We start from the raw sequence: 21265 nt of genomic DNA, 5'->3' as shown, positions 1-21265 counted from the left end.
CATGAGCGCATCTCCTTTCGCGGAGCACTCTAGCACACCGGGCCGGGGTTGGCGATCCTTCGAGGTGCGTTACGGATATTTTTTTGTCAAAGAACTCAGCCCCTACTCCCTATTGCGACACAGCCTCCCGGGGGAGAGGGAAATTTTGGATTTCCTCTCCCGACGGAGCAGAGGAAATCAATAAGGTCAGAATTCTATGCCGGCGCGTTCCTTGATCCCCTGGCTGTAATGGTGCTTGATCTCCTTGACCTCGCTCACCGTGTCGGCGATTTCGATGATCTGCTTCGGGGCGTAGCGGCCCGTGAGGATGACGTCGACGCCGGCGGGCTTGTGCTTGAGCATGGAGACGACGCTGTCCACGGGGATAAGCCCGAAGTCCATGGCCACGTTGATCTCATCGAGGATCACCATGTCGTACTCGTCGGAGAGGATGGCGTTGCGCGCAAGGTCAAGACCCTGCCGCGCCAGCTCCACGTCCACCGGCGCGGGGTTTCCGCGCATGACGAAGCTGTCGAGGCCGCAGAGGCGCACCGTGAGGTTGGGGAGGCACTGCTCGGCGCAGAGGACCTCGCCGTACTTGCGGCCCTTCATGAACTGGATGACGAGGACCTTCTTGCCGTGGCCCAGCGCGCGCAGGGCCTGCCCGAGGGCCGCCGTGGTCTTGCCCTTGCCGTCGCCCGTGAAGACCATGATGAGGCCGCGGCTGTACTTGGCGAGGGTTTCTTCGATAGGATCCTTGGTCATGGTGCCTCCGATTCGAGGAGCTGGAATATCGGGTCTGGTGAACCCTTTTGCAAAGGGGGATGTCTTGAGGAAGGGGAATGATCCCCCTCACCATAGCCCTCTTCCGCCGGGGGAGAGGGCATTCAGATGAAAAAGCCCGGGAGGCCGGAGTCCGACCGTCCCGGGCTTTTATCCCATCAGTTGACGGTTTCGCTCACAGGCACCCCTCCAGGTACCGCTTGGCGATGTCCTCGGCGATGGTATAGGGGTCGACCTCCTTCTTCATGACCTTGTCGATCATCCCCTCCATCTCGCCGCTGCCGATGAGCTTCTGAAGGACCGGCTCGAGGATGCTCGCCCGGATGGCCTCGTTGAGTTCGACCGTGGCCTTGCGCCGCAGCCGGTTGCCGATAATGTCCTTCTGGACGAGGTGCTGGTGGTGCTCCTCGATCTTGTTGGCGATGTCCTCGAGCGCCTTGTTGAACCCCACCGGCTCGAAGGCGTTCTCCACCTTCATGATGGGCGGCCGCCATCCCCCCTGGAACGTGGACGGCGGGGCCATGTCGAGCATGGCCATCAGCTCCCTCGAGAGCTTGGAGGAGCCCTCGCGGTCTGCCTTGTTGACGACGAAGATGTCGGCGATCTCCAGGATACCGGCCTTGATGGCCTGGATCTCGTCGCCCATGCCCGGCACGAGAACCACGAGAACCGTGTGGGAGTGGTTGATGATGTCCACCTCCTGCTGACCCGTGCCGACGGTCTCGACGATGATGATGTCCTTGCCCAGGACGTCCATCACGTGGATGGCATCGCCGACGGCCTTGGCCAGGCCGCCCAGGGCCCCGCGCGTGGCAAGGCTCCGGACGAAGACGCCCGGGTCCTCGGCGTGGCGCTGCATGCGGATGCGGTCGCCGAGGATGGCGCCCCCCGTGAAGGGGCTGGTGGGGTCCACGGCCAGCACGCCGACGGTCTTGCCCTTCCTGCGGAAGCAGTCGATGAGGCCGTCGGTCAGCGTGCTCTTCCCGGCACCGGGCGAGCCGGTGATGCCGATGACGTGCGCCTTCCCCGTGAGGGGGAAGAGGTGCTTTATGGTGGTCTTCGCCTCGGGGATGCGATCTTCCAGGTTACGGATGAGGCGAGAGGCGGCGCGGATGTCGCCGTCCTTGATCTTCTTTGTGGTTTCCATTCCGGATGTCCTTGCCTAGTTTCTCGGCTTCACGTTTTTGTTGATCCAGTCGATGATCGACTCCAGCGTGGCGCCGGGCGTGAAGATCGCTTTCAGGCCGGCGTCGTACAGAATCTGGAAGTCCTGGTCGGGGATGATCCCGCCGCCGATGACGGTGACGTCGTCGACGCCCTTCTCCTTCAGGAGCTTCGTGACCGCGGGATAGAGGTAGCGGTGGGCCCCGGAGAGGCAGCTCAGCCCCAGGAGGTCCACGTCTTCCTGGATCACCGCGGATACGATCTGCTCGGGCGTCTGGTGACAGCCCGTGTAAATCACCTCGTAGCCGGCATCGCGGAAGCAGCGGGCCAGCACCCTGGCGCCGCGGTCGTGCCCGTCGAGTCCCGGCTTCGCAACCATCACACGCAGTTTTCTCTCTGCCATCGTCGTGTCCCCTCCTTCCTAGTAGAGTCCCGGATCGCGGTATTCGCCGTAGACCTCGCGGTAGACGTCGCAGATCTCCTGCACGGAGCACAGGGCCTTGACGGCCTCGATGCAGTAGGGCATGACGTTCTCGCCCTTCTTGCAGGCCTGCCTCAGGTCGTCGAGGCACTTCTTGACGGCCTTGCTGTCGCGCTTGCGCCGCACGGCGTTGAGCCGCTCGATCTGCTCGGTCTCGACCCTGTCGTCGATCTCGAGGAAGGGGATGGACTCTTTTTCCGCAGAGACGTACTTGTTGACGCCGATCATGATCTTCTCGCCGGCGTCGACCTGCCGCTGGAACTTGTAGGCCGCATCGGAGATCTCGAGCTGGGGGAACCCCTTCTCGATGGCCGCGATCATGCCGCCCATGTCGTCGATCTTGTGGATGTACTCCCAGGCCTGCCTTTCCATCTCGTTGGTCAGTGCCTCGACGAAGTAGGAGCCGGCCAGCGGGTCGATCGTGTTGGCCACGCCCGTCTCCTCGGCGATGATCTGCTGGGTGCGCAGGGCGATCTGGACGGCAAAGTCGGAGGGCAGGCACCACACCTCGTCGAGCGAGTTGGTGTGCAGCGACTGCGTCCCGCCGAGAACGGCCGCCAGGGCCTCCGTCGCGGTGCGGACGACGTTGTTGTAGGGCTGCTGGGCAGTGAGCGAGCAGCCTGCCGTTTGCGTGTGGAACCGCATCCACCAGGAGCGCTCGTCCTTGGCCTTGTATCTCTCCTTCATGGCCTTGGCCCAGATCCGGCGGGCAGCCCTCATCTTGCAGATCTCCTCGAAGAAGTCGATGTGGGAGTTGAAGAAGAAGGAGAGCCTCGGGGCGAAGGCGTCGACGTCGAGCTTCTTGCGGCGGATCACGTCCTCGACGTACTCCATGCCGTCGCGCAGCGTGAAGGCCAGCTCCTGGACCGCCGTGGAGCCCGCCTCGCGGATGTGGTAGCCCGAAATCGAGATCGTGTTCCACTTGGGGACCTTCAGCGTCCCGAACTCGACGGTGTCGCTGATGAGCTTCACCGAGGGCTCAGGCGGGCACATCAGGGTCTTCTGGGCGATGAACTCCTTGAGCATGTCGTTCTGGATCGTGCCGCCGATCTTGGTCAGCGGGACCCCCTGCAGCTCGGCCGCGGCGCAGTACATGGCCCACAGGGCCGTGGCCGGCGGGTTGATGGTCATGGAGGTCGTGATCTTGTCCAGGGGGATGCCCTTGGTGAGAACGAGGAAGTCCTCGAGGGTGTCGATGGCGACGCCGCACTTGCCGCACTCACCCCGGGCCTTCGGGGAGTCGGTGTCGTAGCCCATGAGGGTGGGGAAGTCGAAGGCCGTACTGAGGCCCGTCTGGCCTTCCTTCAGGAGCAGATGCCACCGGGCGTTCGTTGTGGCGGCATCCCCCATCCCTGAAAACATGCGGAAGGTCCAGTACTTGCCGCGGTAGCCGGTGACCTGGTTGCCCCGGAGATAGGGGTACTGCCCGGGGTAGCCGATGTCCCGCTCGAAATCCATGTCCTTGATGTCTTCGGGGGTGTAAAGACGTTTGATGGGAAGATCCGAAACCGTCGACCACTGGTTCTCCGGCTTCTGATCGGGCCACTTGGAGACGAGCTTCTTGACCTCGTCTTCCCAGCGTTGCCGCATCCTGCTGGACGACTCGAGAACTTCTTTTGCGAAATACACGTTTCCTCCCTCCTTGTCCGTGAATTTGTAGAAATTTAAGCCATATACACTCCTTGAACCGTATTAATCCCTGACAATCCCTGAATAATAGACCCAATCGAACCCGTATACAAAAACCCCCAATTTGTCAAGCGAAAAGACGGCGTTTTTGCCCATTTCATGGGCTTCTCGGGGCAGGGGTCCTGCTGCAGCAGGCAAGCGTGCAGGGTCCCCCGGACCCATGGGCCTGCCACGAAGGGCCGCAAGCTTCAGACCTCGAAGAGCCGGCGGGGCGTCCTCGTCAAAATCTCGTTGCCCCCGCTGCAGACGAGGATCATGTCCTCGAGTTTGACCACTTTGCCCCCCTCGGACATCATATGCATGTCCAGGGCGACGACACAGCCCTCCGGGATCGACGAGACATCGTGCTCGGAGAGGATCGGGGGCTCGTTGAGCTCGAGGCCGACCCCGTGGCCGAGGATTCGCGACGCCTTCCCCCCGCCGAGGGACATGAACTCCTGTGTCCGGCCCAGCTCATCCGCCTTCTGCCTTGCCATCCGGCAGACGTCCCTCCCCGTCATGCCCGGCCGGATCGCGCTGACGAGGAGGTCGGCGATCGCCAGAAGATCGTCATGAAGCGCATGGACGGCCCTCCCGGCCCTGCCGACGCAGTAGGTTCTCGTCTGGTCGGCGTGGTAACCCTCAACGAGGGTGGGGATGTCGACGACGACGGTCTCGCCCCGCCGGATGGTCCTGCGAGACGGGCCGGCCGGCACGGCAGGGCTCAGACCCACACCAGTGATGGTGTAGACGACGCCGCTGATCTTCGAGAGATTCGGGCCCGCCCCGATGGGGCCCCGGCTCATGAAAAAGTCGGGCAGCCGGATGAAGAAGACCCCCTCGTGACCCGCAAGACGGTGGGCATTCTCGACGGCGGCGGCCAGCTCCAGCTCCGTGATCCCCTCGCGAAGTGTCGCCATGACCGCCTCGTGGCCGGCGTGCACGGCATCGCAGGCCCGGCGCAGCTTATCGATCTCCACGGGCTCCTTCGCCTTGCGCTGCTCCAGGGTGAGGCCGGAGACGCTGACGAAGTCGACGCCGGGGGCCGCTTTCCGAAGGGTCTCGAACTGCTCGGCCGTCAGGATGTCGAGTTCGGTGCCGATTCGTGCGGGCTTTCCCCCCAGGCGGGTCAGCAATGCGGCGAGAACCTTCTCCAGATGCCTCTCCTCGGCAAGCGATTCGCGGGGGATGAAGACATCACGCTCGGCGAACTCGAACCCGCTCCGGACATGCAGGGTGTAGGCGTCGGGAGTGACGAGAAGGCAGGCCGGCTGGGCCGTGCCGGTGTAGTAGAGGATGTCGCGGGAGTAGATGAGCAGGGCGGCGTCAAGGCCCCCGGCGGCAAGGTTGCGCTGCAGCACGCGGATGCGGTCTTTCATGGCGTTCCCCCGGCTCGGCACCATTATAAGTCCCGCGGGCCGCCGGTCCAGGCTTTTTTCCGCCTCTCCTTGAGGATGGTGAAGCGGTGCGGGACCGGCGGTCAGTTCTCGCCGAGGACCATGACGAGAGTTTCGAAAAGTTCCTTCTGCGTCCTGTCGTAGAGCCTGCCCTTGATGAGGTTGAGCGCCTGGAAGGGGGTCATCTTGCGACGGTAGGGGCGGTCCGATGTCAGGGCGTCGTAGACGTCCACGAGCGCGCAGATCCGGGCGTAGACATGAATCTCGCCCCCGAAAAGGCCGTAGGGGTAGCCCCGCCCGTCATCCCGCTCGTGATGCTCGAGGACAATCAGCTTGCACTCGGTGGTCAGCTGGTTCGTTTCCTTCAGGATGTCGAACCCGTAGAGGGGGTGCCTGCGCATCTCCGTCAATTCCTCGTCGTCCAGCAGACCCTCCTTCGTGATCACCCCGGGGTTGACACGGGTCTTCCCCAGGTCGTGCAGGAAAAACCCGATGCCGAGTTCGCGCAGGTCATGGCGGTCGGATCGCCCGAAGTATTTCCGGGCGACCAGCAGCGACAGGACCCCCACGTTGACGGAGTGCGTGTAGGTGTACGCGTCGTGATCCCGGATGGAAAGAAGGTAGCGGCTCAGATGATCCACCTCCAGGATGCAGTCGATGACCTCGTAGAACCCCTCTTTGGCCTCCTGGATGGTCTCCTCGTCGGGGGTGCTTTCCATGAGCCGCTGCATGACCATCTTGGAGCAGGCTTTCACGGCGGCGGCCCTGCAGTCGGGGGCGACGCCCCGGTCGTGCATCGTCTCCATCAGCGACGGCTGGATCGGTTCCTGCTGCACGGCGGTATCGGGGAACCCGGGCAGGCCCCCGTCGAGGATGGGCGCCGTGACGGTCCTCGGGGTATCGACGCTCACCGTCTTGACGCCCCAGTGTTTCATCTTCTCAATGTCCCGCTGCGAGTTGAGGGTGAAGCGGCTCCGGACGAAGGGGTGCCGGAACCACGACCCCGGGATGGTCACCTGCATCCCGACTTTCAACTCATTGACTGGGATCGACTGCTGCATAATGCCTCCAACAAAAAAACCCGGCCGGCTTTTTCGCGAATCCCGCGACCCGTCACGCGCCTACCGGCTTCTCCATTTCCCCCTCGCCGTCCCGGATGCCCCCCTCTCCGGGATGCCGGTCGCCGTGATCTCGATCTCGCTTCCCGCCACGGCAAAGCTCAACCGGTAGTCGCCGGCATCGGTGCTCACCGAGGAGAGGATGGCGTTCAGGTCGTCTGCCTCTTCCCGGGAAGTCATCAGCTTGATGGCGTACTGGTTCGTGAGCCTGTTCTGCGCCTCCATCACGGCCTGCATGGCGGCCCTGTTTTCGGCTTCCGCTTTCAGACCCACGAACTTCGGCGCGGCCACGGCGCTCAGGATGCCCAGGATTACGAGCACGGCAATGATCTCCACAAGGGTGAAGCCCTTCTGGCTGCGGCACCGGTCTGCGCTGACAAGCGGGTTCATCGGGTTCCTTCGAGACTCTGGATTCATGGCTGCCTGTTGCCTGAGCATGGACGATACCAGGCGGCCGGCCGGCTGCGCGTTAAAAATAATCCAATTATTTCATAATATTACAGGTCTTCGGCTCGGAGGGGCCCTCCGGGTCCCGCCGCCGCAGATGTGCCATTTCGGAACCGCAAGGCGACAAAACCAAATTATTTCGAAGAGATGGGATGATGATGCCGTTTCGGCACATGCCGGGATGGCACCATGGGGAGGCAATTCGGCATTGACAAAAGAAGTTGCGTCACTAATCTAAAAATAGGATTGAATTCGGACTCACACCCAATCGGGCAGTTCCCCACGGCAATCGGTTAACAAACTTCCGTATTGAAGATCATTCGATTTTCCCGGCTCGCCGGCCGGGTCGCATCGCTCGGGTGGTTTCATGGGAACTTTCTTCGAGATTTCGGTGCTTCCCGTCGTCCTCTGCCTCGGTCTCGGCGCCGGCAAGAGGCTGCTCGACGCCTTCGTCAGGCCGGGATGGGAGGAGGGTCTCTCCGAGCTGGCGGAACTCTCGACCCTGTGGATGGGCTATGTCTGGCTGTCGAACTTTACGGGCAGATGGGCCATCGGGTGCCTCGACGAGGGCGACATTATCAACGTGCTGGGGTTGGGTGTGGTCGTCCTTTTCGTCACTCTCTTCGGCGGCCGCGCCGGCCGGTTCGACGCCTGAGCCGCTTCTAAAGCGACAAATCGAAAAGGAGGCGGGGAACGATAACCCGCCTCTTCCGTTGCTTCTTCCGTTTTCCTGTCCGTCAAGCCCGTTCCATCTCGGTCTTCCAGACCTTCCAGACGTTTCCGACCAGGTCCGGTTCATCGCCTTGCGCAATGATGGTCAGGAAGCGGTCGGCAACCGCAGGCTGGGGAAACAACGACAGCTCGTAGCGGCCGGCAACATACTGGAACAGCATGGGTTGGGGGCTGTCGGTGAACTCTACGATCCCCTTGACGCGGAAGACCTCGGCGGGAAGCGATTCAACGGCGGAGAGGAATTTCTCACGATCCAGCGGTCCGGGGATTTCCAGGGTCTCGCAGCGCAGGCCGTCGTCAACGTGAGAATGACGGATGGGAACAGGTGACCCTGCTGTGACGGGCAATGCGTCTCTTCCCCGCCCCTGGTCTCCGATGTCGAAAATGAGGGCCGGGTTCAAATCGCCCCGTGTCGTCATGAATACAACGGCCCTGGGGTTGATCTCCCGAAGCCGTCTTCGCGCTTGCTCCAGGCATTGGCCGCTCACGAGGTCGCACTTGTTCAGCACAAGGACGTCCGCGGCGCGGATCTGATCCGCCGCAATCGAAAAGCGGGACAGCGTGGAATCGAGATTGAGCGCATCGACCACAGTGACCGTGCAGTCGTATCGCACCAGTTCCTCCAATTCTCCGATCTCATCGAGCAGATTCAGGGGGTTGGAGGCGCCCGTGGTTTCGAGGATGATGGAATCGGGCTGGAAGCTCGACAGGATGTCATGCACGGCCATCTTCAGATTGCCCGCCAGGCTGCAGCAGACGCATCCCTCATCGATCTCCGTGACCGTGTAGTCCAAAAGTTTCCCGTCCAGCCCGACCTCGCCGATCTCGTTCTGGATCACCGCGACGAATCGGCTGCGCTGGGTCTGATACTCGATGAAATGCTGCAGAAAACTCGTCTTGCCCGCGCCGAGGAAACCCGCCAGGATCGTGAGCGGCGGCCGCTCGTCGATCCCGAGGCTTTTCTTGTCCAGTGTCTTGTAGTCGCTTGTCTGCCGGGCGTTCCACCACCGCATGCTCCCGTAACCGGGGGGGATGGCCTCCCCCTCCTGCCATCGCAGGTCCCTGCCCGGGGCACGATGCGAACCGGCAAGGGCATCGAAGAGCTCGTCAAAGCGGCCCTCGCCGTACCCCAGGCCGACGAGGACCTCCTCGATGTCCGCTGCGGGAACTGTCTCGATTGCCCCCGCCGGATCATAAACGATTTCCGTGCCGGGAAACGAACGCTCGAACAGGCAGCCGGGGGACCGTTCGAGATGGAACGCCAGCGATGACGCCAGGACGTCGAAAAAGGCCCGCGTGATCGGCAGGGCCGGGAAATTCTGATCCCGTCCGCCGGGCTCGATCACCTGCACCATCCGCCCTTCCCGGGGCAGGCGGACCCCGGCCCGGGCGATGCTGCGCAGCACGGAGAGGCTCTCCATGCCCAGGTACAGCGCCTGCTGCCGGGCATCGAGGGCCAGGAGCAGCGTTCCGACCCTGAAAAGGGCGGCCGTCTCCTCGTGCTGCAGGAACTCGCGGACGAGGGTCATGTAATCGGGGCGCTGGGTGCAGGCCGCTGCACGCAGGGAACAGCTCTCGACGAGCGCCTCGCCGGCACCGGGGAAATAGCTCAGGCCGAATGTGCCGACCACCCAGCCCGGCGCATCTTCCATGCCGGAGAAGCGCAGCCCGAAAACGCCCTCATGCCCGGCGATCCGGGCCGTCCAGCCCTCCGCTTGCGCCGTGACCGACTGCTTCAGCCCCCGCCAGCCCAGCGAGTGGCGAACGCCGGGCACGAACTGGGCGCGCACCAGGATGGCGCGCATCAGTTCCTGCACGGCACCGGCGGCATCAGACCGGATGTCACCCCGGAAAAAATGACGCAACTCCACAGCAGACCCTCTTCAGCCCCCGGGAGGACGATGCCCGAATCGCTGCAGGGCACCTGCGGGGCCTCCCTCTAGCGTACAGGCTTTTTCGGGCCCAAAAAATTCAGCGCGACGATCCTGCCGTTCTTCCAGCTCACCGTGTACCTCTGCAAAGTATCGGCTGGAAGTTCGCTCGAGGTTTCGACGGTGCGGCCCTCGACCGTGTAGGTTATGACCGGCCCCTTCTTCTCGGTTTTGACGACGTAGGGCGTCTTGATGACCAGCAGCCCCATGGCCTTGCGCATGATCCCCGGGTCGCAGTATTTCTTCAGAACCGCCTCGTACTCCGCGGGCGACCCATGGGATCGCAGGCACTCCCGCATCTCAGGGATGACCTCCTCGTACACCCTTGGTTTGGCGTCGTAGAACTCGAGCGATACGACCCGGCGGTTCTTCCAGCAGACGTTGTACGTTTGCGTCGTGTCAGCAGGCAACTCGTAGGATGTCTCCACCGTGGTGCCCTCCACTGTGTAGCAGATCATATCCCCCTTCTGCTCGGTCTTGATCACGTAAGGTTTCTTGATGACCAGCAGCGCCATGGCCCTGCGGATGATCCCGGTGTCGCAGTATTTTTTCAGCGCCGCCTCGTACTCCGCGGGCGATCCGTGGGACTGCATGCACTCCTGCATCTCCGGAATGATGCCCATATCGGGGCCGGCCCACGCCAGCCCCGTCAGGCAATAACCCATCGCCATCATGAAAACGATTCGCTTCATGACTTCCCCTCTTTCTTGAGAAGCATCCTCCCAGGGGTTGTGACCTTTTCTCAGTACTCCACCTTGCCGCCCTTGGGGCCGCCCCAGGAGAACTTGACGATCTTGCGGTCCTTCCAGCCCATCTGGAAAATCCTCACCGTCCCCGTGGCTGCCGGTGATTGCTCGCATTTCTCGACCCTGGATTCCAGCGTGTAGTACGTGATGCCCTCCCTTTCCTCGGTTTTCGTCACGACCGGTTTGGCCATCTCGCACTGGGTCAACTCTTTGGGCACGACACCGGGCGCTCCATATTTTTGCAGGACCGCTTCCCGCTGGGACCGGTCGGCGAACCGGTCGATCACCTCTTTCATCTCGGGGCTGACCTTCGGCCCGAGGAACCCAAGCAAGCCGCCGGCCAGCAGCAGCAGAAGCGCGAGTATCCCTTTGCCTCCGGCAAACTTTCCTCTGACAGACGTCACCATGGCCGCCTCCTGCGCGGTGATCTTCACACGTCGATCCCGAAGCCGATCCTGTCGCCGTTGCCCAGGTATGCCGTGTCCTGTGTCCTGAAACGGGCCGTCCCCTTCTGGACCGGGTACCCTCGCTCGATGAATTTCTTGGCGCACAGGATCCCGGTGCAGTGGTTGCACCCGATCTTCTGAAACCCGTATTTGCCCAGGGAAATCACAAGGTCGTCATACTTCGGGTCCCAGTCCTCGAAGGGGGAGATGTGAAGGCCCCCATAGATGCCGTACAGTTGGTTTTTCTCGTATGCGATCTCCCGGTAGGCCGTCTCGGCGAACTGGATGATGCCGAAGTGGCAGCACCCCGTGGTGCTGACCAGCCCGAGGTCCTTCACGTTGGCATAGACGGCCTGCTCCCCGTAGACCCGGCAGATGATGGGAACGGCGAAGACATAGGTCGCCAGGCCGGGGATGATGGGGTTGAGCCCCGGCTTGACCTTGATCAGTTTCCCCTTGTGGCCGGCGTCTTTCAGATACTGCAGGCCCTCGGGGTAGAAACCGTCGGGGATGTAGGTGGTGATGTTGGGGGCATACTTGAAGGTGACCGGCACGCCCCAGAAGTGATCGAAGTGCTCGTGGGAGATGAACAGGGCCTCGATCTCCCCGTTTTTCAGCATCTGGTCGATCCCCTCGCGCTTGAAGCACTCGTGCATCCACTTGTAGGACCACCCGCTGTCGAGGAGGAATTTCCGCTTCTTGCCGCTCAGCTCCTCCACCTCGATCAGGGCGGCGAACCCCCCGGCGTTTTGCGGGTTCACAGAGAGTTTCTCGGTGATCGCCCACGCCTCGTCGACGTTGTGCGGCAGCAGGTGCCTGATCTTGGCGACGCCCGATTCGAACGAGCCCTTTCCCAGTCCGGTTCCGTCGCCGAAGGGCGGCCAGTTGTAGCTGTACTGGTTCACCAGGAGTCCCCCGGCGCCCTTGATGTCGCCCATCAGCACGGAGTTCTGAAACCAGCTGGTTTCGGAGATGTTGGTCACCTTGACGCTCTTGCAGACGCCGATGTCCGCCATCTTCCGCTTCACTTCGGGGAAGTAGCTCTTGCGCCAGGGGCTGTAGGAATAAACGCCCATCGCCAGGAAACTGCCCCCGAGAACGCCCGCGGCGGCTCCCTTGAAGAAGTCCCTGCGGCTGAATTTGCCCTTATCTTCAGACATAACGCCTCCTTGTCAAAGTCTACCGGATCACGGTGATGTTCTTGTACAACCAGGGCAGGATACCCAGTGTGATGAAGTACACGGCAACCCCGCAAAGGGCCCCGACGCCCAGCCCCCAGCCCAAAGAGGGATTCCACCGGACTTCGGCCACCTTCGCCTTTTCGGCGGCATGCTCCTCGGCGATTTCCTCCGCCGTCTTCGGCACCATCTTCCAGGCGGGCCAGTTGTCCATGAACCAGTGGTGAACCAGCCAGATGTTGATCAGCCAGATGGTGGGGATCATCGGGAACTGCTGCTCGTGCATGAACCCCTTCTGGGTGCCCAGGAAGTCATGCGAGAACATGTAGTACAGGATGTAGATCAGGCTGGCGGCGACAATCGTGATGACCGTGCGGACCAGCACGTTGACGGGCAGGCTGAAGCGGCGCGGCCAGTTGTTGCAGTAAAACGTGATGAAGATGGCCGGCAGCAGGAAGAAGACCGCCATCTCCCCGACGTGCAGCCAGCGCCAGTCGGGTGCATTGATGAGCCGCGTGCCGCGGATGGCAGGCCCCCAGGTGAGCTCCTGGGCGAAGTAGAGGAAGAAGAACATGGCCCAGGCCAGGGCGATGATCCCGAAGAACGCCGTCACCCGCCGCAGCCAGTCCGTCTTGATCAGCTTGAAGGGGAAACGTTCCCAGATGGTCTCCACGATCCAGACCATCACCGTGCAGCACATGATCCAGGCCACGTGGAAATTGCCGGAAACCGTGTTCGCGAACTGCTCCCAGTAGGGCGGCGCAATGGCAGTGAAGTACTGCCACGGGTAATACAGGATCCCCATGTGGGAGTGCATGGTCATGAAGAAAATCAGCGTGCTCAGGAAGAAGGTCATCACCAGGATGCTGATGCCCTTGCCGGGCTGCTTCATGTTCTGCCAGGGCACCTCCTCGCAGGCCACCACCCAGGCCGGGCTCAGCCAGGAGGCGATCGCGGCGAACATCAGGCAGGCAAGCGATGCGTACTCGAGGGCGAAGAACTCCGTCATCCGGGGCAGCTGCATGAGCCTGCCGGGGTTGAAGTAGGCGATCCCGAAATTGCCCAGGAGCCCCTCGAAGAAGCCCTTGATGAGCACGTAGAGGATGAAGACGGAGATGAACGTCAGGATGCTTCCCTTGACGACGGGGTGTGTCTTTTCCAGCCAGGCGCGCTTGAAGGGCCAGTAGTTGAAGATGTAGACCATCCAGATCAGCATGATCAGCCACCAGCGGGTGTACATGTAGCCCACGTACGGCGTGTACATCCGCAGCCAGCCCCGCGGGTCCTGGAAGATCCACCACGTGGCGTAAAACACCGCCAGCGTGAGGAGCAGCGCAACGATCGCCGGGATCGGCTGCCGCCAGCGCGGGATCAGCTTTCGCTCCTCCAGGTACCCCTCACCGTAAAGCCTTACTGTCTTCTCTTCCATCGAAGAACCTCCTTTCCCAGTCTCCATGTCGATCATGAAAGCCCTCTATCTCCCAGGTTTGGTTTCACCTCCTTCACGCGTTCTGACGGGAGAAGATCTCCCGGGCGATGTCTTCGCGGCTCCGCCCGGCGGTATCGATCCCGAGTCGTGCGGCCTCCTCGTAAAGGAATTCCCCGGCGTCGGCCAGCAGCGGCTGGCAGGATTCGAAGGTGGCAAAATAGTCCCGCGGCCGCTCCTCCTCCCCGCAAGTCCCCGATCCCTCGATGAGCTTCACGAGGCCCCCGAGAAGGTCCCTGGCCAGAAATTCCCGCCTGTTGCGATCAAAAGACATGGATCCGCCCTCCTTCGAAGACGGTTCATCGCAATCGCTTCATTCGCCTCTTCAACCTGCGCGGAAGGATCAATTGATGACTTCGCCGCTGCGCAGGGTCCCCTCGAGATAGCGGGCGACGGCATCATCGACATTACCGATGACGTTATCGATGAAGCGGATGTTGTGCTCCCGAAGGTGGCACTGACACTCCTGTTTCGCCCCGCCGCAGATAACCAGCTCCACACCGAGCTGGCCGAGCATGGCCGTCTGTTCCGCGGACGTCATGGAGCCGACATTGATGGTCCACCGCTCGAGAACACGGCGCTGGTCATCTATGGAAAAAACGACGAATTCGGGCGTGGTGTCGTAGAGCGGAGCGATGCGCCCGGCAAGCTGGCAGACGGCGATTTTTTTCATGCGATGAGCAACGGCAGGAATTATGCCAGCACCAGATCGGAAAATTCTTTAATGATTACAAAAAGATAAGAGCCAGCGGGGCCTGTCGGAACTGCCGACCCGTTGCATGAACGTTGCGTTCATTTAGGCAAACAGACGGGAAAGAAGAAGATATCTTAACAAAAATAAGGATGTAACATTGTTGCTTGGAATTGCAACATCGTTGCGCAATATGCAACGTCAGGTGGGGTCGCCTGGGAGAAGCCCGTGCTTTTTCATGCGGCGCCAGAGGGTTGTCCGGTTGATCCGGAGTGCCCGGGCCGCCGCTGTCCGGTTCCAGCCGTGGGTCTGAAGCAGCGCTTTTAGGGAATTTCGCTCGCCGTCATCGCCCGCAGCGGCGCCCCGCTCATCTGCGCCCCCTTCGCGTCCGGCGGGACTCAAAAGATAGGCCGGCAGATACTGCACGTCGAGCTTCTGTGCCCCGGCGAGAATGACGGCGTGCTCGATGATATTCTTGAGTTCCCGCACGTTCCCCGGGTAACCGTAGTTCAGAAGGGTCCTCATGAACTCCGGCGTGACCTCGAGCCTGGGCTTTCCGCTCAGGCGGGCGTGCTTGTCCAGAAAATGGCCGATGAGCAGGGGGATGTCGGCGGGCCTCTCCCTCAGAGGGGGAATCTCGATTTCGACGACGCTCAACCGATAATAGAGATCCGCACGGAAGTCCCGGTCGGCGGTCATTTTCCGGAGACGCCTGTTGGTCGAGGCGATGACCCTCACGTCGACGCTCACCGGGTGCGTGGAACCCAGCGGGAAGAACTCCTTCTCGTCGAGGACCTGCAGAAGCTTGGCCTGCAGCTCCCGCGGCATCTCCCCGACTTCATCCAGGAAGATCGTCCCTCCCTGTGCCAGCTGGAAGCGCCCCGGCTTGTTGGTCCTGGCATCGGTGAACGCGCCCTTTCGGTAGCCGAAAAGCTCCGACTCGAGAAGCTGGGGCGGCAGGGCGGCACAGTTGACCTTGATGAAGGGACCCTTCCGGCGCGGGCTTGCGTTGTGGATGGCGCGGGCGATCAGGTCTTTCCCCGTGCCCGTCTCTCCCTGGAGCAGGACGTGCGAATCCGTGGGGGCCACGGTGCCCAGGACATCGAAAACCTTGCGAGTCCGGTCGTCTCGCCCCACGATGTCCTCGAAGTGCCAGGAACCGCGGATTTCCTTTTCGAGGGACACCCTGACCGAGTCGTCGAGGAAGGATTCGACACCGCCGATGACGTTGCCGTCGCCGTCGAGGAGGACGGACACGGTGATGTCCACGGGGACTTCCCGGTTTTCCCGGTTCAGGATGACGTTGCGGACCTTGACGATCTGGCGCTTGGTTTCAATCGCCCTGCGGAGGGAGCATCTCTCGAGACACCGCTCGGTCCGGAAAATCTCGTAGCATTTGCGGCCGAGGGCTTCCTGCTTGGTGAACCCGGTGATCGCCTCGGCCTGCGCATTGAAGAAGCGGATGGTCAGGTCCGTGTCGACGCTGAAAACGCCTACGGCCACGCTGTCGAGGATTCGGTCGCAGTCCTTTGTGAGCATTGTCCGGAAGGCCCGTCATCGAAGATAGGCAATTCAAGTTACCAGCAGACCGTTCGAAAGTAAAGACGGCACTCCTGTCAAAAAAATGAAACGGGCTGAGGGTCTTGCCCCAGCCCGTCCCGTGTCCTTTCTCTCCGAATCACTCCCGTTTTCAATCCCGTTCCATCTCGGTCTTCCAGACCTTCCAGACGTTGCCGACCAGGTCGGGGCCGGGCTTGAGGGTGAGCTTGCCGGGACGCCAGCCCGAGGGCGTGGCCTCCGTGCCGCCGCTGTTGCGGACATGCTGGAAGGCCTGAATCTGCCGAAGGGTCTCTGAGACGTTGCGGCCCACGGGCGGGGTCAGGACCTCGTAGCCCTGGATCACCCCGTCAGGGTCGATGATGAAGCGGCCCCGGGTCTCCACCCCGGCCAGGTCGTCGAAGACGCCGTAGGCCGTGCCCACCTTGCCCCCCACGTCGGAGAGCATCGGGTAGGGAACGACCCCCGTCTTGACCATCTTGGAGATCTCGTGATCCACCCACATCTTGTGGACGAACACGCTGTCGATGCTCATGGTGAGCACCTGGACCCCGAGCTTCTCGAATTCCGCGTGTCTATCGGCGACCGCCGATATCTCGGTCGCTCAGACGAAGGTGAAATCCCCCGGGTAGAAGCAGAGAAGCACCCACCTGCCCAGGTAGTCCGAGAGATGCACGTTGATGAACTTTCCCTGGAAATACCCCGGCGCCATGAAATCGGGCGCCTTCCTGCCGATCATGATCATGGACCTCACCTCCTTCTTCGGTTCCGCCGCTTCCGCTGGTTTGTCCCCTGGGGGCTCCTCGCCGACGAGCCCCCCTGTCGGCCTCGCACAGCCTGCCTTGATCTCTTCAGCCAATGGGTCCACCTCCTTTCTCAACAGGATGCATTGTAAACGGCCGGGTCGTGCCCCGCAAGGGTCTTTTCACCTCCGGCCGTCTCCGGGGATCACTGGGGCCTGTCCGCCGGAAGCTCCTCGCCGAGGGCGAGCCGGCAGAGGTCGCTGATCATGTAATTCTTCATGCCCGCCTCGCGGACCTTCTTGTTGAGAATCGTGAAGCACATGGGGCAGAGGTACACCATCGCCTCGGCGCCGCTGGCCTTCGCGTCCTCGACGTTCTTCACCCGGAAGGGCTCGAAATTCTTCCCGCGGGGGAAGAGCTTGAGGCCCGGGCCCGCCACCTCCACGCCGCAGCACAGGGCGTCCTCGCCCTCGTACCGCCGCTTCATGCGCGTCACCCCGATGAGGTCGAAGATCTCGTTTACGATGGGGTCCTTCTCCGGCGTGTAGCGCGAGGCGCAGGGCCGCTGGTAGGCGACCTTCATGCCGAGTTTCTTCAGGCTCCCCTTCTTCTCCTTCAGGACGTCCCGGAGGTGCTCGAAGAGGTGGATCGGCTTGAAGGGGACCTTGATCCCCAGCTCGGGGGCGATGCCCATGAGCGCCGCGTAGCAGTCGTCGTGCAGGAAGACGATTTCCTTCGCCCCGGACTTGGCCAGGTTGTCCACCATCCCCTGGATGCGCTCGCGCAGGATCGACTCGTCGCCCATGTGGGAGAAGAGCACGTTGCAGAAGTAGTGCTTCCCCTTGAGCAGGGGGATCGTCTCGAAGAGCTGCCCCTGGATGGCCCAGGGCATGTTGCCCTGCATGACGCAGATCGACATGACGCGCTCGGCGGGCGGAACGGGCTTCGGCTCCCCTTCGAACTTGAACCGCGCCGCCATGTCGGCGCGCAGCTTCGGGTCCGTGAAATCCCCCGCCTCCTCCATCCGCTGCATGATGAGGTCGAAGGGCCGGGCCTTCGTCGGGCAGTACTCGTCACAGGCCAGGCAGGTCACGCAGTCGTAGATCCAGTCGGACTTCTCGCCCGCGACGAGCTTCCGCATCGCCGCCGAACCGCTCTCCTTGTCGAAGTCCAGGTACTTGCAACGCGCCAGGCAGTCTCCGCAAAAGTCGCATCTTTCCTCGTGGAACATAACCTCTCTCCCTTTCACACTCGTGTTGCATCACGTAACGTCATCCGCGTTTCATGATGCTGCTTCCATTCCTGTTCAGCCTTTCCGGGTTTTCCCGACGGCGTAGTCCCGCAGGGCCTTCTGGAGGGCCCGGGCCGCCAGCAGGGCGCAGTGGCGGTCCTCCTCGGGCATCCCGCCGAGATACTCCGCGATGGCGCTCTGGTTGATGTTCAGGCAGCCCCGAAGGGTCCTGCCCCGCGCCATCTCGGCGGCGGCGGCCATCGACGCGAAGGCGGAGATGCAGCCGTCTATGGTGAAGGCGGCGTCCTCGATCCGCCCGTCCTTCACCCGGAGAAAGAACTCCACCGTGTCGCCGCACTCGCCCACGAGCGTCGCGTAGCCGTCGGGCTTTTCGATGCGGCGGTTGTTCGTCGCGTCCGTCCCGAGCCGGATCAGTTTTTCCGTGTAGCGCCTGCCGGTGCGCTGGAAGAGCATCTCCAGCAGCGCCCGTATCGTTTCCGCGTCGCGTTCCATCGAGACAGGTTCCCTTCCTGCCGGTCACCCTTTTTCCTTCCCCTTAAGCACAACCGGCCCCCGGAATCAATCGGGCCTTTGCAAGGCAGAACGGCATCGGCGGTCCCCGCCCCGATCACCGATCACACCGGCCTTCCCCGCCGCAGGGCGGCCGATCGCATCGCTCGTCCCTCCCGCAGCAGGGGCGACCGCCCGATGGACCACGGCTCCGGCCGATGACGCTCGGCGAGAGGACCCGCTTCATGTCACCGCTGCCGCACATCCGGCAGGCGACGGGCTCGTCCCGCCCGCTGCTGTCCACGAGGAATTCCGACAGCCCGCCGCAGTTTCCGCATTGATACTCGTAAATCGGCATCGTTTGGCCCTCCTTTCGGGACTCGCCTCAAAGGGAGGTCACGATGTGCCGCACGATCCCCTGGAACGCGGCCGCCGACGGCGAGTCCTTCCGTGATTGGACGAAGGGGAGCCCCCGGTCGGCCATCTCCACCAGCTCCGGTTCGAAGGGGATTCGCCCGAGGAAGGGCACGCCGAGGTCCTTCGCGGCCCTCTCGCCGCCCCCCTGCTTGAACAGGAGCGTTTCCTTCCCGCAGTGCGGGCAGACGAAGCCGCTCATGTTCTCGATGATCCCGAGAACAGGAATCTTGAGCTGGCGCGCGAAGAACACGCTTTTCCGCGCGTCGAGGATCGAGACGTCCTGGGGCGTCGTGACGATGACGGCCCCGCTGACATCCGGGATGAGCTGGCAGGCGCTCAGCGGCTCGTCGCCCGTGCCGGGCGGCGAGTCGACGATCAGGAAGTCCAGTTCGCCCCAATTCACCTCCTCGAGAAACTGCCGTATGGCGTTGGCCTTCATGGGGCCGCGCCACACGATCGGGTTGTCCGCACTGGGCAGGGCGAAGGCGATGCTTGCCGCCTTCAGGTTGGGGAGCACCCGGACGGGCTCGATCCCGTTATCCGACCCGACGAGGCCCTGTCCCTCGACGCCCAGCATCTTGGCGATGTTGGGTCCGTGGAGGTCGATGTCGAGAATCCCGACCTCCCGGCCGGCCCTCGCCAGGGTATAGGAGAGGTTGACGGCGACCGAGGTCTTCCCCACGCCGCCCTTGCCGCTCATCACGATGATCTTGTGCTTGATCCGGGACATCCGGTCCTTGAGCTGCTTGTCTTCGTCCTTCGGTTCTTGGATCTGGATCGGTTTCATGGGTTGATGCTGTGTGACTCCTTTCTGGGATTTCCTATGACGGCCGGCAGTCCTTGCCCGCCGGTTCGGAATCGATCTTTTCCCATGCGCTGCGGATCGCCGCGGCGACTTCATCCTCGGCCGTCTCGACGTAGGGGACCGCACGGATCAGGGATTCGGCCACCCGTTTCGAGAAGGGAATCCGCCCCAGGAGGCGCACCCCCTCGTCGGCGCATAGGGCCTCGATTTCGCGGCTGCGCTCCGGGTTGATGTCCCACTTGTTGATCACGAGGCCGGCGGGGATGCGGAAATGCCGGGCCAGCTCGAGCACCCGGCGCGCATCGTGGATGCCCGACAGGGTCGGCTCCGTGACGATGACGGCGAGGTCCGTCCCGGTGAGCGAGGCCAGCACGGGGCAGCCGATCCCCGGGGGGCCGTCGATGATCACATAGTCCATGTTGCTCGATTGGGCAAGCTCTTTCGCCTTCTCCCGGATCAGGGCGACGAGTTTCCCCGAATTCTCCTGGGCGATGCCCAGCTTCGCGTGGACGAAGGGCCCATAGGCCGTCTCCGACAGGTACCAATGGCCGCAAAGGTTTTCCCCCATTTCGACGGCCTCGACGGGGCAGATGCGGGCGCAGAGCCCGCAGCCCTCGCAGGCGAGGGGATCAACGGCGAAGCGGTCGTCGGCCCCGCGGATCGCATCGAATCGGCACACCTCGGCGCACTTGCCGCATCCGATGCAGATGTCCGGGTCGATCCGCGCGGTCTTGCCGCTCCGGAACTCGTGCGTCTCGACGACGCGCGGGTTGAGCAGGAGATGCAGGTCTGCCGCGTCGACGTCGCAGTCGACCATGACCTTGTTCTTCGCCAGCGAGGCGAGCGACGCCGTGAGGATCGTCTTACCCGTGCCGCCTTTGCCGCTGATCACCACGATCTGCTTCATAATGATTCCTGATCGCCTCGTAGAGGCCGCGGAATTTTTCCGCGTACTCCCCGTCCGTTTCGACGACGCTGAGCCCCCGGGAGTAGAGCTCCGCGATCGTCCTGTCAAAGGGGATGCGCATCAGCACCGGGATGCCGTTGGCCTTGGCATAGGATTCCACCCCGTCGTCGCCGATGTCGCACCGGTTGATGACGAGCCCGTGCGGGATCCCCATGACCCGGAGAACCTCGACGGCGAGGATGAGGTCGTTGAGGCCGAACGGGGTCGGTTCCGTAACCAGCAGGCAGTAATCGCTGCCGTCCAGGGCATTGATTACCGGGCATGAGGTGCCCGGGGGCGCATCGATGAGGGTCGTCCGGGTCCGATCGATATGCTTCTTGACCTGCCGGATCAGCGGGGGAGACATGGCTTCGCCGACATGCAGGCGGCCGTGGACGAAGCGGATGGCCCCAGCCCACCCTGCTTCGACAACGCCGATCTCCCGGGGAACCTCACGGATGGCACCCTCCGGGCAGAGGAGGTAACAGGCACCGCAACTGTGACACAGATTCGGAAAGACGAGAACACCGCCCTTGAGACCGGCCCTCGGGGGGATGACGGCGATCGCGTTGAAGGCGCAGACCTCCGCGCATTTCCCGCAGTAGGTACATTTCTCCTCGATGATCTCGGGCACCATGACCCGGGCCGGGATTTTCTCCGTAAGCTCGGGTTTCAGGAAAAGATGGGCGTTCGGCTCCTCCACGTCGCAGTCGAGGAGATGGACGTCCCCCAGCACGCGGGCCAGGCTGACCGCCACGGTCGTCTTGCCCGTCCCGCCCTTTCCGCTTGCTACGGCGATCACCATGCCG

General features: G+C 62.6%; 24 protein-coding genes. 1 reads left to right on the top strand and 23 read right to left on the bottom strand.

All coding sequences use genetic code 11. The features are described 5' to 3' along the window. Nucleotides 1-186: 186 nt before the first annotated feature. The 7 genes from cobO to HPY67_16510 all read right to left on the bottom strand — a co-directional run bounded on the left by cobO (nt 187) and on the right by HPY67_16510 (nt 6980). Entirely contained in the window at nt 187-744 is a 558-nt protein-coding gene (cobO, locus tag HPY67_16540; protein NPV06323.1) for a cob(I)yrinic acid a,c-diamide adenosyltransferase, read from the bottom strand. 193 nt (nt 745-937) lie between these two features. Then, nucleotides 938-1909, bottom strand: a complete 972-nt coding sequence (gene meaB / locus HPY67_16535; protein NPV06322.1) for a methylmalonyl Co-A mutase-associated GTPase MeaB — start codon at nt 1907-1909, stop codon at nt 938-940. A 15-nt stretch (nt 1910-1924) separates the two neighbouring features. After that, on the bottom strand, nt 1925-2329 hold the full coding sequence (locus tag HPY67_16530) for a cobalamin B12-binding domain-containing protein (protein ID NPV06321.1): 405 nt from the start codon (nt 2327-2329) through the stop codon (nt 1925-1927). A gap of 18 nt (nt 2330-2347) precedes the next feature. Continuing rightward, entirely contained in the window at nt 2348-3997 is a 1650-nt protein-coding gene (locus HPY67_16525; GenBank protein NPV06320.1) for a methylmalonyl-CoA mutase family protein, read from the bottom strand. 287 nt (nt 3998-4284) lie between these two features. After that, on the bottom strand, nt 4285-5454 hold the full coding sequence (locus HPY67_16520; protein ID NPV06319.1) for an aminopeptidase P family protein: 1170 nt from the start codon (nt 5452-5454) through the stop codon (nt 4285-4287). Between the two features lie 101 nt (nt 5455-5555). Then, entirely contained in the window at nt 5556-6533 is a 978-nt protein-coding gene (locus HPY67_16515) for a DUF3391 domain-containing protein (GenBank protein ID NPV06318.1), read from the bottom strand. Nucleotides 6534-6593: 60 nt separating this feature from the next. Beyond that, complete coding sequence (locus HPY67_16510; protein NPV06317.1) at nt 6594-6980, bottom strand: type II secretion system protein; 387 nt, start codon at nt 6978-6980, stop codon at nt 6594-6596. A 424-nt stretch (nt 6981-7404) separates the two neighbouring features. On the opposite strand from HPY67_16510, the gene HPY67_16505 reads away from it, so the two are divergent. Next, the gene (locus HPY67_16505) at nt 7405-7692 is read left to right on the top strand and encodes a hypothetical protein (protein NPV06316.1); all 288 of its coding nucleotides are present in this window, start codon (nt 7405-7407) and stop codon (nt 7690-7692) included. Between the two features lie 82 nt (nt 7693-7774). Here HPY67_16505 and HPY67_16500 read toward each other — a convergent pair whose 3' ends face one another. From HPY67_16500 to HPY67_16425, 16 genes are all read right to left on the bottom strand, one after another. Further along, the gene (locus tag HPY67_16500) at nt 7775-9634 is read right to left on the bottom strand and encodes a GTP-binding protein (GenBank protein NPV06315.1); all 1860 of its coding nucleotides are present in this window, start codon (nt 9632-9634) and stop codon (nt 7775-7777) included. A 74-nt stretch (nt 9635-9708) separates the two neighbouring features. Then, the gene (locus HPY67_16495) at nt 9709-10392 is read right to left on the bottom strand and encodes a hypothetical protein (protein ID NPV06314.1); all 684 of its coding nucleotides are present in this window, start codon (nt 10390-10392) and stop codon (nt 9709-9711) included. A 50-nt stretch (nt 10393-10442) separates the two neighbouring features. Continuing rightward, nucleotides 10443-10853 carry a hypothetical protein gene (locus tag HPY67_16490; GenBank protein NPV06313.1) on the bottom strand — a complete coding sequence of 137 codons (411 nt, stop codon included), beginning with the start codon at nt 10851-10853 and terminating at the stop codon, nt 10443-10445. A 23-nt stretch (nt 10854-10876) separates the two neighbouring features. Next, a complete protein-coding gene (locus HPY67_16485; protein ID NPV06312.1) occupies nt 10877-12052 on the bottom strand; it encodes an MBL fold metallo-hydrolase in 1176 nt (391 codons plus the stop codon). A 19-nt stretch (nt 12053-12071) separates the two neighbouring features. Beyond that, nucleotides 12072-13499, bottom strand: a complete 1428-nt coding sequence (locus HPY67_16480; protein ID NPV06311.1) for a hypothetical protein — start codon at nt 13497-13499, stop codon at nt 12072-12074. Between the two features lie 73 nt (nt 13500-13572). Then, nucleotides 13573-13830 (bottom strand): hypothetical protein, encoded by a 258-nt coding sequence (locus tag HPY67_16475; protein NPV06310.1) that lies wholly within the window; start codon nt 13828-13830, stop codon nt 13573-13575. A 69-nt stretch (nt 13831-13899) separates the two neighbouring features. Continuing rightward, on the bottom strand, nt 13900-14229 hold the full coding sequence (locus HPY67_16470) for a hypothetical protein (GenBank protein ID NPV06309.1): 330 nt from the start codon (nt 14227-14229) through the stop codon (nt 13900-13902). 219 nt (nt 14230-14448) lie between these two features. Next, the gene (locus tag HPY67_16465) at nt 14449-15786 is read right to left on the bottom strand and encodes a sigma 54-interacting transcriptional regulator (GenBank protein NPV06308.1); all 1338 of its coding nucleotides are present in this window, start codon (nt 15784-15786) and stop codon (nt 14449-14451) included. Between the two features lie 151 nt (nt 15787-15937). Further along, nucleotides 15938-16339, bottom strand: a complete 402-nt coding sequence (locus HPY67_16460) for a redoxin domain-containing protein (protein NPV06307.1) — start codon at nt 16337-16339, stop codon at nt 15938-15940. 69 nt (nt 16340-16408) lie between these two features. Then, on the bottom strand, nt 16409-16663 hold the full coding sequence (locus HPY67_16455) for a redoxin domain-containing protein (GenBank protein NPV06306.1): 255 nt from the start codon (nt 16661-16663) through the stop codon (nt 16409-16411). An 89-nt stretch (nt 16664-16752) separates the two neighbouring features. Further along, entirely contained in the window at nt 16753-17778 is a 1026-nt protein-coding gene (locus tag HPY67_16450) for a (Fe-S)-binding protein (protein ID NPV06305.1), read from the bottom strand. 75 nt (nt 17779-17853) lie between these two features. Next, on the bottom strand, nt 17854-18291 hold the full coding sequence (locus HPY67_16445; GenBank protein ID NPV06304.1) for an iron-sulfur cluster assembly scaffold protein: 438 nt from the start codon (nt 18289-18291) through the stop codon (nt 17854-17856). Between the two features lie 115 nt (nt 18292-18406). Continuing rightward, on the bottom strand, nt 18407-18646 hold the full coding sequence (locus tag HPY67_16440) for a zinc ribbon domain-containing protein (GenBank protein ID NPV06303.1): 240 nt from the start codon (nt 18644-18646) through the stop codon (nt 18407-18409). Between the two features lie 27 nt (nt 18647-18673). Then, nucleotides 18674-19492 (bottom strand): Mrp/NBP35 family ATP-binding protein, encoded by an 819-nt coding sequence (locus tag HPY67_16435; protein ID NPV06302.1) that lies wholly within the window; start codon nt 19490-19492, stop codon nt 18674-18676. A 34-nt stretch (nt 19493-19526) separates the two neighbouring features. Continuing rightward, on the bottom strand, nt 19527-20417 hold the full coding sequence (locus HPY67_16430) for a P-loop NTPase (protein ID NPV06301.1): 891 nt from the start codon (nt 20415-20417) through the stop codon (nt 19527-19529). Continuing rightward, nucleotides 20374-21261, bottom strand: coding sequence for a P-loop NTPase (locus HPY67_16425; GenBank protein NPV06300.1), 888 nt, complete (start codon nt 21259-21261; stop codon nt 20374-20376). Before HPY67_16425 ends, HPY67_16430 begins: the two co-directional genes overlap by 44 nt. Between the last annotated feature and the right edge of the window lie 4 nt (nt 21262-21265).

Source organism: Syntrophaceae bacterium (assembly GCA_013177795.1).
GTDB lineage: Bacteria > Desulfobacterota > Syntrophia > Syntrophales > UBA2192 > UBA2192.
Note: the sequence above shows the minus strand (reverse complement) of the source record. Positions and strands in the feature narration are given on the sequence as shown.

What these genes read in the sequence shown, in the direction of transcription:
- cobO (NPV06323.1), bottom strand. Translation starts at nt 744, where the DNA reads ATGACCAAGGATCCTATCGAAGAAACCCTCGCCAAGTACAGCCGCGGC.
- meaB (NPV06322.1), bottom strand. Translation starts at nt 1,909, where the DNA reads ATGGAAACCACAAAGAAGATCAAGGACGGCGACATCCGCGCCGCCTCT.
- HPY67_16530 (NPV06321.1), bottom strand. Translation starts at nt 2,329, where the DNA reads ATGGCAGAGAGAAAACTGCGTGTGATGGTTGCGAAGCCGGGACTCGAC.
- HPY67_16525 (NPV06320.1), bottom strand. Translation starts at nt 3,997, where the DNA reads ATGCGGCAACGCTGGGAAGACGAGGTCAAGAAGCTCGTCTCCAAGTGG.
- HPY67_16520 (NPV06319.1), bottom strand. Translation starts at nt 5,454, where the DNA reads ATGAAAGACCGCATCCGCGTGCTGCAGCGCAACCTTGCCGCCGGGGGC.
- HPY67_16515 (NPV06318.1), bottom strand. Translation starts at nt 6,533, where the DNA reads ATGCAGCAGTCGATCCCAGTCAATGAGTTGAAAGTCGGGATGCAGGTG.
- HPY67_16510 (NPV06317.1), bottom strand. Translation starts at nt 6,980, where the DNA reads ATGAACCCGCTTGTCAGCGCAGACCGGTGCCGCAGCCAGAAGGGCTTC.
- HPY67_16505 (NPV06316.1), top strand. Translation starts at nt 7,405, where the DNA reads ATGGGAACTTTCTTCGAGATTTCGGTGCTTCCCGTCGTCCTCTGCCTC.
- HPY67_16495 (NPV06314.1), bottom strand. Translation starts at nt 10,392, where the DNA reads ATGAAGCGAATCGTTTTCATGATGGCGATGGGTTATTGCCTGACGGGG.
- HPY67_16490 (NPV06313.1), bottom strand. Translation starts at nt 10,853, where the DNA reads ATGGTGACGTCTGTCAGAGGAAAGTTTGCCGGAGGCAAAGGGATACTC.
- HPY67_16485 (NPV06312.1), bottom strand. Translation starts at nt 12,052, where the DNA reads ATGTCTGAAGATAAGGGCAAATTCAGCCGCAGGGACTTCTTCAAGGGA.
- HPY67_16480 (NPV06311.1), bottom strand. Translation starts at nt 13,499, where the DNA reads ATGGAAGAGAAGACAGTAAGGCTTTACGGTGAGGGGTACCTGGAGGAG.
- HPY67_16475 (NPV06310.1), bottom strand. Translation starts at nt 13,830, where the DNA reads ATGTCTTTTGATCGCAACAGGCGGGAATTTCTGGCCAGGGACCTTCTC.
- HPY67_16470 (NPV06309.1), bottom strand. Translation starts at nt 14,229, where the DNA reads ATGAAAAAAATCGCCGTCTGCCAGCTTGCCGGGCGCATCGCTCCGCTC.
- HPY67_16465 (NPV06308.1), bottom strand. Translation starts at nt 15,786, where the DNA reads ATGCTCACAAAGGACTGCGACCGAATCCTCGACAGCGTGGCCGTAGGC.
- HPY67_16460 (NPV06307.1), bottom strand. Translation starts at nt 16,339, where the DNA reads ATGAGCATCGACAGCGTGTTCGTCCACAAGATGTGGGTGGATCACGAG.
- HPY67_16450 (NPV06305.1), bottom strand. Translation starts at nt 17,778, where the DNA reads ATGTTCCACGAGGAAAGATGCGACTTTTGCGGAGACTGCCTGGCGCGT.
- HPY67_16445 (NPV06304.1), bottom strand. Translation starts at nt 18,291, where the DNA reads ATGGAACGCGACGCGGAAACGATACGGGCGCTGCTGGAGATGCTCTTC.
- HPY67_16440 (NPV06303.1), bottom strand. Translation starts at nt 18,646, where the DNA reads ATGCCGATTTACGAGTATCAATGCGGAAACTGCGGCGGGCTGTCGGAA.
- HPY67_16435 (NPV06302.1), bottom strand. Translation starts at nt 19,492, where the DNA reads ATGAAACCGATCCAGATCCAAGAACCGAAGGACGAAGACAAGCAGCTC.
- HPY67_16430 (NPV06301.1), bottom strand. Translation starts at nt 20,417, where the DNA reads ATGAAGCAGATCGTGGTGATCAGCGGCAAAGGCGGCACGGGTAAGACG.
- HPY67_16425 (NPV06300.1), bottom strand. Translation starts at nt 21,261, where the DNA reads ATGGTGATCGCCGTAGCAAGCGGAAAGGGCGGGACGGGCAAGACGACC.